Annotated in this window: 12 protein-coding genes; 6 read left to right on the forward strand and 6 right to left on the reverse strand. The window is 68.3% G+C overall.

Going from position 1 to position 13,005, the window contains the following annotated elements; genetic code table 11:
* Positions 1-5: 5 nt before the first annotated feature.
* Both VGB75_08785 and VGB75_08790 read right to left on the reverse strand, forming a co-directional pair.
* Positions 6-779 (reverse strand): MazG family protein, encoded by a 774-nt coding sequence (locus VGB75_08785; protein ID HEY0167123.1) that lies wholly within the window; start codon positions 777-779, stop codon positions 6-8.
* Complete coding sequence (locus VGB75_08790) at positions 776-1,396, reverse strand: hypothetical protein (protein ID HEY0167124.1); 621 nt, start codon at positions 1,394-1,396, stop codon at positions 776-778. The genes VGB75_08785 and VGB75_08790 overlap by 4 nt, the downstream gene beginning before the upstream one ends.
* A 174-nt stretch (positions 1,397-1,570) precedes the next feature.
* Between VGB75_08790 and VGB75_08795 the strand changes: the two genes are divergently transcribed.
* The 4 genes from VGB75_08795 (at position 1,571) to VGB75_08810 (ending at position 5,294) form a co-directional block, all read left to right on the forward strand.
* Positions 1,571-1,915 (forward strand): MmcQ/YjbR family DNA-binding protein, encoded by a 345-nt coding sequence (locus tag VGB75_08795; protein HEY0167125.1) that lies wholly within the window; start codon positions 1,571-1,573, stop codon positions 1,913-1,915.
* Between the two features lie 100 nt (positions 1,916-2,015).
* Positions 2,016-3,224, forward strand: a complete 1,209-nt coding sequence (locus VGB75_08800; GenBank protein HEY0167126.1) for a DUF480 domain-containing protein — start codon at positions 2,016-2,018, stop codon at positions 3,222-3,224.
* Between the two features lie 28 nt (positions 3,225-3,252).
* The gene (locus VGB75_08805) at positions 3,253-3,975 is read left to right on the forward strand and encodes a VOC family protein (GenBank protein ID HEY0167127.1); all 723 of its coding nucleotides are present in this window, start codon (positions 3,253-3,255) and stop codon (positions 3,973-3,975) included.
* 632 nt (positions 3,976-4,607) lie between these two features.
* Positions 4,608-5,294: an SUMF1/EgtB/PvdO family nonheme iron enzyme gene (locus VGB75_08810; protein ID HEY0167128.1), complete on the forward strand. Its 687-nt coding sequence runs from the start codon at positions 4,608-4,610 to the stop codon at positions 5,292-5,294.
* 209 nt (positions 5,295-5,503) lie between these two features.
* Here the strand turns inward: VGB75_08810 and VGB75_08815 are convergent, their stop codons facing one another.
* Together VGB75_08815 and VGB75_08820 are read right to left on the reverse strand one after the other, a co-directional pair.
* Entirely contained in the window at positions 5,504-6,757 is a 1,254-nt protein-coding gene (locus VGB75_08815) for a DUF6596 domain-containing protein (GenBank protein ID HEY0167129.1), read from the reverse strand.
* Entirely contained in the window at positions 6,754-7,077 is a 324-nt protein-coding gene (locus VGB75_08820; protein ID HEY0167130.1) for a YciI family protein, read from the reverse strand. Before VGB75_08820 ends, VGB75_08815 begins: the two co-directional genes overlap by 4 nt.
* Positions 7,078-7,230: 153 nt before the next feature.
* Here VGB75_08820 and VGB75_08825 point away from each other — a divergent pair, with 153 nt between their 5' ends.
* Entirely contained in the window at positions 7,231-7,797 is a 567-nt protein-coding gene (locus VGB75_08825) for a DapH/DapD/GlmU-related protein (GenBank protein ID HEY0167131.1), read from the forward strand.
* 980 nt (positions 7,798-8,777) lie between these two features.
* Here VGB75_08825 and hrpB read toward each other — a convergent pair.
* A complete protein-coding gene (hrpB, locus tag VGB75_08830) occupies positions 8,778-11,273 on the reverse strand; it encodes an ATP-dependent helicase HrpB (GenBank protein HEY0167132.1) in 2,496 nt (831 codons plus the stop codon).
* A 410-nt stretch (positions 11,274-11,683) separates the two neighbouring features.
* Between hrpB and VGB75_08835 the strand changes: the two genes are divergently transcribed.
* Positions 11,684-12,220, forward strand: a complete 537-nt coding sequence (locus VGB75_08835) for a hypothetical protein (GenBank protein HEY0167133.1) — start codon at positions 11,684-11,686, stop codon at positions 12,218-12,220.
* A gap of 317 nt (positions 12,221-12,537) precedes the next feature.
* On the opposite strand, the gene VGB75_08840 is transcribed toward VGB75_08835, so the two are convergent.
* Positions 12,538-12,759 (reverse strand): hypothetical protein, encoded by a 222-nt coding sequence (locus tag VGB75_08840; protein ID HEY0167134.1) that lies wholly within the window; start codon positions 12,757-12,759, stop codon positions 12,538-12,540.
* Positions 12,760-13,005: the final 246 nt, after the last annotated feature.

A 13,005-nucleotide genomic window follows, 5' to 3' on the forward strand; every position in this document is an offset into this window, starting at 1 on the left:
CGCAGCTACTCGCCCGTCGCGCCGTCGATCAGCTCGCTTGCCAGGCCGCCCGGCCCGCCGGTCCGTTCCCCTGCTCGAATCGCCTCCCGGTAGTCGCGCGCGCTCTGGCGCAGCGCCTGCTCAGGATCCACGCCGGCCCGCACCGCGTCGCCGACGACGGCCAGCAACCGCTCGCCGATCCCGTCGCCGGCCGGCAACGGCACCGACAACCCGGCCCGGGAGGACCGGCTGACCAGCTTGGCGGCCAGCGCCAGCGCCGGTTGGCCCGAGGCGATCCCGTCGGTCACCGACTCGCGCTGCTTCTCCACTTTCTTGATCGCGTCCCAGTTGACCTGCTGCTGGTCAGCCGACGGGCCCTGCGCTCCGTCACCGGGCTCGGCGAAGACGTGCGGGTGCCGGCGGATCAGCTTGGCGACCAGGTCGGCGGCGACGTCGTCGATGGTGAACCGCTGGCCGGCGGCGGCCTCTTCGGCCAGCCGGGCGTGAAAGAGCACCTGCAGCAGCAGGTCGCCCAGCTCTTCCCGAAGTGCGACCAGATCGGCGGTCTCGATCGCCTCGAGGGTCTCGTAGGCCTCTTCGATCAGGTACGGCGCCAGCGAGGAGTGCGTCTGCTCGGCGTCCCAGGGGCAGCCGCCGGGCGAGCGCAGCCGGTCCATGATCTGGACCGCCCGCACCAGCTGCGTGCCTAGCTCGGCGGACCCTAGCTGGGCGGACCCTAGCTCGGCGGACCCCAGCTCGGCGGGCCCCAGCTCAGCAGGCTCGGCGGCGGGCTCGGTCACTGCTGGGTCGGCTGCTTCACGTCGCCGGGAAGCGTCTGGTCGAAGGACAGCACGGAGGGCAGCTGCTTCTTGCCCAGGTTGGTCACCGACAGGCTGGTCGGGTCCCAGCTGCCGTAGCGCGGGCTGATCGAGACCTTGTCCTTGACCTTGGCCAGGGCGTCGTTGATCTGCTTGTCGGTGGTCAGCTTGGAGCGCAGCACGGCCAGCAGCTGGCGATTGCGCAGCACCACCGGCTCGAACCGGTCGCTGAGGCCGGAGGCGACGATCTGCTGGGTCAGCTCACGTTCGGTGGTGCCCTCCAGCGCCGCTGCCTTGGTGGCCTCGAGCTGGGCCTCGGTCACCGGTGAGCCAGCCGCGGCCAGCAGCATCGGAAACACCTCGTTGCGCACCAGGAACTGCAGCACGAAGTTCTTGGCCGGAGTGCTCGCGCCCTGCCCGGCCGGGATCGGCTGGGCATTGCCGGGGACGTAGCGCGAGAGCTCCTTCTCGGTGATCCGGTGGCCGTCGACCACGGCGGCGGTGCCGGCCTTGGAGTCACAAGCCACCAGGCTCAGGCAGCTGAGCGCCAGCACCGGCAGCACGGCCAGCGAGCGGGCCCTTGGCGAACGGATCTTCACGTTTTCGATCTCCGAGTTCGTCTGCGGTGCTTCGTCTGCGGTGGTGAGGAGAGGGATGACGACGCTCACGCCGAGCGCCCACCCACTCGAACGCCACCATTTTGGCACGGGCGCAAAACCAGCTGCCCAGGGCAGCACGGCGCGCCGGCCAGGGCTGTGCTAAACCTGGCATCGATGGACAGTGACGACGCACTGCGCTACGCCCTCGGCAAGCCCGGCGCCTGGGCCGACAGCCCGTGGGGAGAGAACCACGATCTGGCCAAGGTGGGCAGCAAGATCTTCCTGTTTCCGGGCCGGGTGGAGGACAAGAGCACCGTCGCCGTGAAGAACACCGAGACGGCGGTGGCCGAGCTCAAGCAGCGTTATCCGGAGCTGGCCGGGCCGGCGCCGTACTTGGACAAGCGGCTGTGGGTGCGGGTGCGGATCGACGAGCTGCCCGACGACGAGGTCTGCGAACTCATCGACGACTCATACGACCAGGTGGTGGCCAAGCTGCCGAAGTCCCAGCGACCCGGCTGAGGTGACCCACACCGCTCTCGGCGGTGGACAAGCCGAAGCGTGCGGCACGGCAGGCAACGCTGCCAAGCCGCGCTCCGGACACTTCGCTAACCTCGGCGTCGTGACCGACGCACCGGTGCTCGACGACGCCGAGCAACGCGTGCTCGGCAGCCTCTTGGAGAAGGAGGTCACCGTCCCGGCGTCGTATCCGATGAGCGTCACCTCGGTGCGCGCCGCCTGTAACCAGACCACTAGCCGAGAGCCCGTCGTCGACTACGACGAGGAACTGGTGCATCGGACGCTGCGGGCGCTCAAGGACAAGGGACTCGTGGCGCCGACCTGGCAGGGCGCGGGCAGTCGCGTGGTGAAGTACGCGCAGACATTCGCGCAGCGCCGCGGCCTCGCGCCGGACGAGCGGGCACTGCTGACCATGCTGCTGCTGCGCGGGCCGCAGTCCGCCGGAGAGCTCAAGACCCGCACCGAACGGCTGCACCGCTTCTCTGACCGCACCGAGGTGCAGGCGTGCCTTGCTCGGATGGCCGATGGGCAGACCCCGCTGGCGCGCGAGCTCCCGCGCCGACCGGGCCAGCAGGACAGCCGTTGGATCCACCTGCTCGGCCCGGTCGAGTCGCCCGAGGCGACTGCCGCCCCGGCGCCCGTCGACCGCGAGTCGGTGCTCGACGCCGGGCCCGAGGCGCGCGATGACAAGATCCGAGCGGCGTACGCCGCGGTCGCCGGGCCCTATGCCGAGCAATTCAGCGATGAGCTCGCCGGCCTGCCGTTCGAGTCGTGGTTGCTACGCCGGGTGGTCGAGCTGTCCGAGGGCGCGCCCGTGATCGAGGTGGGCTCCGGCCCAGGTCACGTCACCGCGTTCCTGGCCGAGGCGGGGGCTGAGGCGACTGGTCTCGACCTCACCCCGGAGATGGTGGACCAAGCCCGCCGCCGCCACCCCGGCGTCGTTTACCAGGTCGGCGACCTGCGCCAGCTGATGCGCCCCGCCACCCACGACGGGTGGGGCGCGGTGCTGGCGTGGTACTCACTCATCCACCTCGCCGCCTCAGAACTGCCAGCGGCGATCGCCTCGCTCGCGCGACCGCTGCGCGCGAACGGCTGGCTCGTGCTCGCCCTCCACACCGGCGCCGACATACGCACCGTCACTGACTGGTTCGACCGAGAGATCGACCTCGACTTCGTCCTGCACGACCCAGCCGAGATCGTGGCTGTCGTTGAGCGAGCCGGCCTGCTCGACATCGAGTGGTACCACCGCGGCCCGTTCACCTCCCGCGGCGAGACCACCCAGCGCCTGTACGTCATCGCCCGCAAGGCGTGACTCAGCTGATCACAAAGGCGGAACGCCGATGACTTCTCACCTGCTCGCGCTCTGCGTCGAGGCGAACGACCCGCCGCGTCTGGCGCGCTTCTGGGCCGGCGTCCTGGGCTGGGAGCGGGCGGATGACCCCCGCGAGGGCATCGCGTTGTTGCCGAGCGACGACACCGGGTTTCGCGTCCGGTTTCTTCTGACCCAGGCGCAGAAGGCCGGCAAGAACCGGATGCACTTCGATCTGACGAGCACGTCCCTGGCCGGCCAGCAGCAGACGGTGGCGCGGTCGCTCGAACTCGGCGCCCGGCACATCGACATCGGTCAACGACCCGACGAGCCTCATGTGGTGCTCGCCGACCCCGAAGGCAATGAGTTCTGCGTCATCGAGCCGGGCAACGGCTTCCTCGCTGACTGCGGGTTTCTGGGAGCGGTCGCGTGCGACGGCTCCCAGGACGTCGGGTACTTCTGGGGCCAGGCGCTGGGCTGGCCGTTGGTCTGGGACCAGGACCAGGAGACCGCTATCCGCTCGCCTCACGGCGGCCCGAAGATCACCTGGGGCGGTCCGCCGCTGACGCCCAAGGCCGGGAAGAACCGCCTGCACTTCGATATCGCGCCACCGGTCGACGGCGATCAGCAGGCAGAGGTCGAGCGTCTGGTCTCCCTCGGCGCGACTCGACTCGACATCGGACAGGGCGAGGTCAGCTGGGTGGTGATGGCCGACCCCGACGGCAATGAGTTCTGCGTGCTGACCCCTCGGTAGCGCAGCCGGACCGAGCCAGCGGCGGCGACCCTCCGATTAATGAAACGTGTGACTCGTTGCCGACACGATCGGCTGCCTAGGCCAGATCGTGGGCTTGGGTCCCCACACATGCGGTGCGTTGATCTGGCTCCTCGGCCCCTGCCACCAGATCGACCCCAGACGCGGCAGCTTCTGAGAGAACTCGCCAGTCACCGAACCGGGACGGTTGATTGACATCTCGCCTCGGGCGCGACCCAGTCAGGGTGCCGACGCGTCGAATCAGACGATGCGCCGACGCCATGACCGGTACCTTTTGCTAACGATGTTAAGCACGCTATGTACTGGTCACATGGCGAGCTGCCTAGCTAGGTCAGTGCCATTCGACGTTGCGCATCGGTGTCACCTCCTGTTCCTGGATCAGCGTGACTGATTAGCTAGGTCAGTGCCATTCGTAGTTGCGCATGGTGTCACCTCCTGTTCCTGACCGGTCCATAGCCCACAGTCACTGCGCCACCGGGCGGCTCTGCTGGGACTGCGCCGGACGCCCGTCCATACGGTGGGCGCATCCACGCCCGGGGACCGGAGGGCGAGGATTGTCGTGCAACCGGTCGCTACCGGTGTGTCAGTACGAAAATCGGTAGCATCACCGAATCGTGGGCATCGGCACGGGAATCACCATGGTCGCTGTTCCGTCTGGGGACGTGACGATCTCGGATCGACGAACGCAGAGCAGCTGGAATGTCGGCGTCAAGGCTTACCTCCTCGGCGCTCATCCCATCACCCGGGCGACCTATTCCCAGGTCGCCGGTAGTCGACCGGGCAGCGCCCAGGCAGATCAACTGCCGGTCGAGACCGTCTCGTGGTTCAACGCGATTCGTTTCTGCAATGCCCTGTCCGAGCGGGAGGGGCTTGTGCCGGCCTATGACGTGCGCGCTCAGGATGGGCATGTCGAATGGGATGCCGAGGCTGACGGCTTTCGCCTGCCGACCGAGCCCGAATGGGAACACGCTTGTCGGGCCGGCACGACCGGCGCACGGTACGGCGAGCTCGACGACATCGCCTGGCACCGCGCCAATTCCCATGGGCGAGCACACGATGTGGGCGGCAAGCAACCCAACGCCTGGGGCCTGTACGACATGCTCGGCAACGTCTGGGAATGGTGCTGGGACACTTACGATCCCGAGGTCTACGGCGACTACCGGGTGCTGCGTGGCGGCGGATGGTTCGATGAACACTGGAGCTGCCGAGCCTCGGTGCGGCGCCGCAGCCACCCCACATTCCAGATAGACGACGTCGGCTTTCGGGTCGCGCGAAGTGTCGCGCTGCCGTTCGCCCGTTGATCGCTAGTCGCGTGCTGCGAACGGGCTCATGTCGTGCATCACCAGGCGTCGGCTGACGCCCAGCCAACCCTTCGCGCGGCATCCTCCTAGCCGGATTGCAGGCTCGGTCTGCCCGGAGGCAAACCGACCTGGAACCAGCGGGCTACGCCACGCTCGAACGGGTCCGGACGGCGAGCTAGCGGTCGGTGCTGGAGGTGCCGGCGCAGGGGCTATCCGAGCTCGTCGCGGCGGCGGGTCAGGTAGGCGGTTTCGGCGCTGTTGCCCGCCAGGTCGATGGCCCTGTCATACGCCGCGCGCGCGTCCTGGATGTGTCCCAGCCGGCGCAGCAGAGCGGCGCGGGTCGCGTGGTAGGCGTGATAGCCGGCCAACGGGCCTTCAAGACGGTCCACGGCCGCCAGGGCCACCTGCGGGCCGTCAAGCTCGGCGACCGCGACGGCTCGATTGAGGGCGATGATGGGCGAGGCGTCGAGGCGGACGAGCTGGTCGTAGAGAGCGACGACCTGCGACCAGTCGGTGTCGCGGGCTGCGCGGGCGGAGGTGTGCACGGCGTTGATCGCCGCGAGGATCTGGTAGCGGCCCGGAGCCACCCCGGCGGCGCTGGCTGCTAGGCGCTCGCGCACCAGCCGGTGGCCCTCGGCGATCAGGTCTGAGTCCCAGGCCCCGCGGTCCTGCTCGTCGAGGGTGACCAGTTCACCGCTGGCCGAGACCCGGGCGGGGCGGCGGGCCTCGGTGAGCAGCATCAGCGCCAGCAGTCCGGCCACCTCCCCGTCGTCGGGCAGCAGTGCGCGGATCAAGCGAGTGAGCCGGATCGCCTCGGCGGTCAGGTCCGAACGCACGGGATCGGTGTCGGGGCCGGTCGCCAGGTAGCCCTCGTTGAAGACGAGGAAGAGGACGGCGAGCACGCCGGAGACGCGTGCCGGGAGCTCCTGCGCGGACGGCACTCGATAAGGGATGCCCGCCGCCTTGACCTTGGCCTTCGCACGGGTGATCCGCTGGGCCATGGTGGCCTCTTGCGCCAGGAAGGCACGGGCGATCTCGGGCACGGACAGACCGCCGACCATGCGCAGCGTCAGCGCCACGCGGGCCTGCATCGCCAGCGCCGGGTGACAGCAGGTGAAGATCAGCCGGAGTCGCTCGTCGTCGATGGCGCCGGCGGCATCGGGAGGCTCTGCTGCGTTGTCCTCGTACAACATCTGAGCCTCCTTCTGCTTGTCGTAGCGCTTGCTCTCGCGGCGGATCCGGTCGATGGCCTTGCGGTTGGCGGTGGTGGTCAGCCACGCGCCCGGGTTGGGCGGTACGCCGTCGGCCGGCCACCGCACGACGGCGGTCGCGAACGCCTCGGCCGCGGCCTCCTCGGCGATGTCAAGGTCACCGAAGCGCCTGGTCAGGGCGGCGACCACCCGCGCCCACTCCTCGCGGTGGGCCTGGCTGATCGCCTCCTGGACGTCGGGCACGCCGCTCACAGGAACGGCCGCACCTCGATCTTGCGGTTGCACGCCTTCGACCCTTGAGTGGCGAGCTTGAGCGCCGCGTCGAGGTCGGCGGCCTCGATGATCCACAAGCCGGCGAGGTACTCCTTCGACTCCACGAAGGGCCCGTCGGTGACTATCGCCTCGCCACCTCGGTTGTCGATGACGGTGGCCGTGTCGGTCGCTCCAAGGCCACCAGCGAAAACCCAATGGCCTTCGGCCTTGAGCCGGTCATTGAACGCGTCGATGGCGGCCTCCTCGGTCGGGGTGTCCGGGCCGGTGCCGTCGTCGATCACGGAAACCAGGAACTGCATCTGAAGATCATCTCCTCTGGACCAGAGCGCCCCTCGCAGGCGCCGCTCACCCCTACTACGAACACCGCTCCCCCGATCCGACACCGTCGTCCGGAGATCTTTCAAGCACTTTCCTGCATCCGCTGGTCGAATGGTTGTGCGAGCATCGCAGCCATGCTGGAGGAGCGACGCATTCGGACCCGGACGCCCGAGTGGCGAGCTGTTTACGACCGCATCCACGTCGCGATGGAACTGACCTCGCGTCTGAATGTGCTGCCATTCAGCGACATCGCCTCTCGACGTGCCTTGCTCGTCGAGCTTCTCGGTAAGCCGTTGCCCGAGACAGCCGTCGTCCACCCGCCGTTCTACAGCACCTACGGACTCGGGATCCAGCTCGGCGATCAGAGCTTCATCGGTCAGGCATGCTCGTTCCTCGACCTCGGCGGCATCACCATCGGCGACCGGGTGATGATCTCTCCGAAGGTCACTCTCGTCACGGAGGGGCATCCGGTCGTGCCTGCCGAGCGGTATGAGTTCATCACGGTGGCGCCGATCGTCATCGAAGCCGGCGCCTGGATCGGCGCGGCGGCCACCATCCTTCCTGGGGTGAGGATCGGTCATGACTCGGTCGTCGGAGCGGGTGCTGTCGTGGCCAAGGACGTGCCTCCGCTGACTGTCGTCTCGGCAGCTGGCTACGTCGAGCGCAGGCAGCTGGAGCCCGCGCCCGACTTACAGCTCTGAGGCCAGGCGACGACTGGTTGCAGCACTACGGTGTCAGATGTGAATGAGCGGGTAACCGTCCCTGACCTGGCGCGATTGCTTGGGATGAGCCCAAGTGCCGTTCGCAAGGGCCTTCGCGAGCTGGCGCGCGCGTCCGATCCAGCCGTTGTCGGGCACGGGAGGGGACAGCCTTGGACATTAAATCCTGAGGACGCCGATGCGGTCGTGGCCCGGCTCAGTCCCCGAGCTGCCCAGTCGAAAGCTGCCCCGCGAACCGTTGAACTAACCACGGACCATCCGTCGCCGGGTGACGTGTCGGAGGCCCTCGCCACGTCAGCGCCCAGATCTGCCGGCAGTCTTGATCGAGCGGCCGTGCCGGATCGAGCAGGCCTTTATGCGTGGTGGTCCGAGCCGACAGTGTTCGCCGACATCATTCACCGCCCCAGCGGCCCCACGACTAATCGCGGCTTGGAACTGGTCTACATCGGAATCGCGCGATCACTGCGTGAGCGCATCGATAACCACCTAGGCAGACACACCGGGAGGAGCACGCTTCGCCGTGTCCTGGGAGCGTGGATGGCCGGGTCACGGGGCTGGGACACCGAAGTTCGGGCCGGACGCCGACAACACGTTCCCGAATCCGAAGCTCTGCTCACCGAGTGGATGGGACGCACGCTCGCCCTAACCTGGACCTTGCACGAACGTCCAGCCGCTGTTGAGCGCGACGTCATTGCCTCGATGGGGCCGCCTCTCAACTTCGCCCACAATCGCGGACATCCAAACTGGCAACAGGTCGCGGAGCGCCGCCAGCAGTGGAACGAAGGATCCACATAGCCAGGCGGGAACCGTCGATCGCGCACGTCGCGTTCGGCGGACCAGTGTGCAGGTCGGTCCGTGTGCGGCGGTCGAGCCGGGTTGGCCCGAGCTCGGACTCATCGGATGTATGAGTCTTCGGTTCTACGCAAAAGCGGGCCGGACGCTGGAACCTGGCTCGACGTTGGTCAGGTACGACGCTTGGTGCGCGCGGTCGCCTCGGCGGTCAACGGGTCCTCGGGCCACGGGTGCTTGGGGTAGCGAGCCCGCAGGTCGGCGCGCACCTGTGGGTAGCCCTGCCGCCAGAACGACGCCAGGTCCGCGGTGATAGCCACCGTGCGGCCGGCGGGCGAGAGCAGGTGCAGGACGACCGGGGCGCGCCCGTCCGCCAGCGCCGGAGTCTGGGTCCACCCGAAGGTCTCCTGCAGTTTCACCGCCACCACCGGCGGCTCGGCGCCGTCGTAGGCGACGCGGACCCGGGACCCGGACGGCACGAGCAGTCGCTCCGGCGCGAGCTCGTCCAACCGAGTCGCCGCCGGCCACGGCAGCAATCGGCGCAGCGCGGTGAGCACGTCGACGCGGCGCAGGTCGGCACTGCGCCGCACCGCGCTGATGTCCAGCCACTGGTCCAGACGCTCGAGCAGCGCGGCGTCGCCGACGTCGGGCCACGGGTCGCCGAGCACCGCGTGCAGAAAGCCGAGCCGGGCGCGCAGGTCGCGAGCGGCGTCGCTCCAGGTCAGCGCGGCCAAACCCCCGGCGCCCTGCGCGCGCAGCCCCTCGCGCACCGCGGCTTGCACGCGCAGCGGATCGGGGTTGCGCAGCGAGGCGGCCGATAGCTCGATCGCGCCGAAGCGTTCCACCCGTCGCGCGACGATGACGCCGTTGACCCAATCGATCTCCTCGGACGTGCTCAGCAGGTCGGCGGCCACGGCCCGGGCCGTGGACTCGTCGATCGGCGCCGCAGCCCGCACTCGCGCTTCGGCGCGGCCGGGCTGGCGGTCGGCCACAGCGATCGCGAGCCACGGTGCGCCTCGCAACGGTGATGATTCGGCAAGTTGCGCGCCGGTGCCGCCGGTCATCTGATAGCTGGCCGCGTCCGCCGCACGGGCACGCGCGATGCGATCGGGATAGGCCAGGCCGACGACGGCGCCCACCGCGAGGTCGTCCGACATCGCGGCCCGGCCCGGCCCGCCGCTGCCGAGCCGGCGCGCCTCCTGCCGCCACCGGCGCGCGGCGTCGCGGTCATGACCTTGGCGAAGTTCCCGGTAGCGGGCGGCTAAATCGTCGCCGCGACCGGTCAGCGAGTCGTCGGACAGCAGCGCCACCACCTCCCGCGCCCGCTCGGCGCCGACGAGTTCGGCGCCGTCGAGGACGGCGCGGGCCAGCCGCGGGTGCGCGCCCACAGCGGCCATCCGCTGGCCACGAGCGGTGATGCGGCCTTGCGTGTCGGTCGCGTCGAGGCGGCGCAGCAGCCCGGTCGCGGCGTCAAGGGCAGCGGCCGGCGGCGGGTCGAGCAGTGCCAGCCCTTCGCCGCCCGGCGCTCCCCATGCGGCGGTCGTCAACGCGAACCCGGCAAGGTCGGCCGTGGCGATCTCGGGCAGCGCATGCGCCGCGAGGTGAACGTGCTCCTCGGGTGACCAGCAGCGGTAGGCGCGGCCCGGCGCCTCGCGTCCCGCCCGGCCGGCGCGCTGATCGGCCGACGCCTTCGACACTCGCGTGGTGATCAACGCGCCGAGCCCGCGTGCCTGGTCCGTGCGTGGCTCGCGCGCCAGCCCGGCGTCCACGACGGCTCGCACGCCGGGCACGGTCAACGAGCTCTCGGCCACCGACGTGGTGACGACGATTCTCCGCCTTGGCCCGGCGGTGAGCGCGAGGTCCTGCTCGGCGCGTGCCTGACGCCCAAACAGCGGGCGTACGTCGGCGTCCACTCCGTGCAGCGCCCGGGCGACGATGGCGATCTCCCGCTCGCCCGGCACGAAGACGAGCACGTCCCCATCGCCTTCGGCGAGCGCACGCCGGGTGACGTCGGCGACGTGGTCGAGCAGTCGCGGGTCGACGCGCGAACCCGGCAGCAGCGGCAGCGGGCGCGACGGCGGGGCCCAAATCTTGTCAACCGGGTGCGTCGCCGCGGTCGCGGTGATGACGGGCGCGTCGAGCGCGCGGGTGAGCGCAGCCGTGTCCGGTGTCGCCGAGGTCGCCACCAGCGCGAGGTCGGCGCGCAGCGTGGCGCGGACGTCGACGCAGAAGGCCAGCAACAAGTCGGCGTCCAGATGGCGCTCGTGGCACTCGTCGATCACCACGGCGGCGACACCAGGCAGCTCGGGATCGCGCTGCATGCGCTGGACGAGCAGCCCGGTCGTCACCACCTCGATCCGCGTCTGCGCACCACCGACCTTCTCACCGCGCATGGCGTAACCGACGCGCCCGCCGGGCTGCTCGCCTAGCAGCTCGGCCAGCCTTCGGGCTGCGGCGCGGGTCGCGATCCGGCGCGGTTCGGCGACCACGATGTGTCCGTCGAAAGAGTCGGCGAGCGCGAGCGGCAGGAGTGAGGTCTTGCCAGATCCAGGTGGGGAGACAAGGACCGCTTTACCGGTGCTGTGAAGGGCGGAGATCGTCTCCGGCAGCACCGCCCGAACCGGGAGATCCGCGCCGGGCACTTCGGGCGGTGGCAGCAAGGACGGCACACCGCGAGGCTAGCCGTGCGGCGCAAGGCGCTAGCCGGCTAGCCTCGCGTGCGCCCGGCAGCCGTATTTCCACTTGCGGAGATGCTGGTACCCGCCAGCACGCCTGAACCCACTCATTAGCGTAAACACGAGCCTGCCCGTCGATAGAGCGCATTTCGCTTGGTTTGATAACCCTTATCATGCACGCGGCGGGCCTATTTTTCCCCCACGCTTGGGTGTGTGTTAGAAGAGGTAGGTCTCCTATACTCCGTCGCAAGCCCGGGAGAACCGGATGGCATTTGACGTCGGATTGCATCCGTGGTTGATGCACTCTCTTCAGCAACATCCGTACCAGCAGCCGGGCACTGGTTTTCTGCGGTTGCACGTCGAGCCTGCAGGGTAACGAGTGATTACCATTGTAGGTTTGCGACATGGGACTACACTTCACCGAACTCGACGATGCGACGCGTCGCTACATGGTCGCTGAGTTCGACGCCGATTTGATAAGTGGCGACCTCTACAACAGCGTGTGGTTCACCGACCGAGCCCGTATCGACTACCCGGAGCTCTGCCGGATTGCCCTGACGTCCGGAACCGATGACAGTCTCACCACTGTGCTTAGCGTGCCCGGGATGTTTGTTACGGACTATCAGAAACGAAAGCCAAAAGGCGGCTTCACGACCGCCTCTGTCCCTTTCACTGCACCTGCGACCTTCGCCGAAGGCGAGTTCGGCCGATTTTACCTGCGTGGTTTGTGCCTGAGGTTGCTCGATGAGGGAACCGATCAGGTCGAGATTTATCGGGCGAAACAGGTAGCTAATCCCCGATCGGCATCGAATCTGTTGATTGGTACCGCTGTCGATCCCACCGCTCTCCTGGCCGACCTGCGGACCAGCACCGGTATTGATACGGCACTAGGCCTCCCACCGGGCCCAAACTCGGGCCTGAGCGGCATGCGACGCCAGTGACGTTTTCCCCTCTCTGCCAGCGAGGCCCGTACGGCACTTTGCCTTGATGAGTTGTTTGAGCAACTGCATCGGCGCGGTTGCGTTCATGCCGCCAGGGTGGCTTAGCCGTCACTAATGATTGTGAAGCGCACTATCTGCTCAAGGACGTCGGCGACCACCGATGCCCCGGCAGATCCGTCGTGTTCCCCTGGCGGTGTCGAGATCGCGGAAGAGCTCGATGATGTATGAGTTCGACCGGTAGAGGAAGAAGGCTGGCTCCTCGCCCAGTCGTCACCACCTCGGGTGGCTGGCCGCGGCACGCGCAGATCGGGCCACCTTCAGAGACCGAGTTCGCCTAATACCTTCGCGACAGGCATGTCGTACTCGGCGTGCATCCACATCGCTCCACCGGCGGCGAGGATGGTGTAGACGCCGGAGTTCCTGCGGATGCCGAAGATCCCGACGATGACATAGCTCGCGACGACAGCTGCGACGACGGCAACAGCTGCGTGGGCCAGGCCTTTTGCGAAGGCGTCGGGCTGGGACTGATCCTTGGCCATGGTGGTATCTCTCTTTCTGGGGTCAGGACTTGGGGGCGTGGCGGCGTGGATGAAGACGGTGCTGAGTTCTTGGGCGCGTTGGGTGACTAGCTAGGTGAAGTTGCATCGTCGTGTCGTGGCATAGCAGTACGCCTGCGAAAAGGCCAAGCGAGGATGGTTCCGACCTGTCGGATCACTCTGACGGGTTGGGGACCGATCGCTAGCAATGAGTTAGGTAGCCACCCCGAAAGCGTCGGCTCCGTTCAC

Origin of the sequence: Jatrophihabitans sp., assembly GCA_036399055.1 — a bacterium.
Lineage (GTDB): Bacteria > Actinomycetota > Actinomycetes > Mycobacteriales > Jatrophihabitantaceae > Jatrophihabitans_A.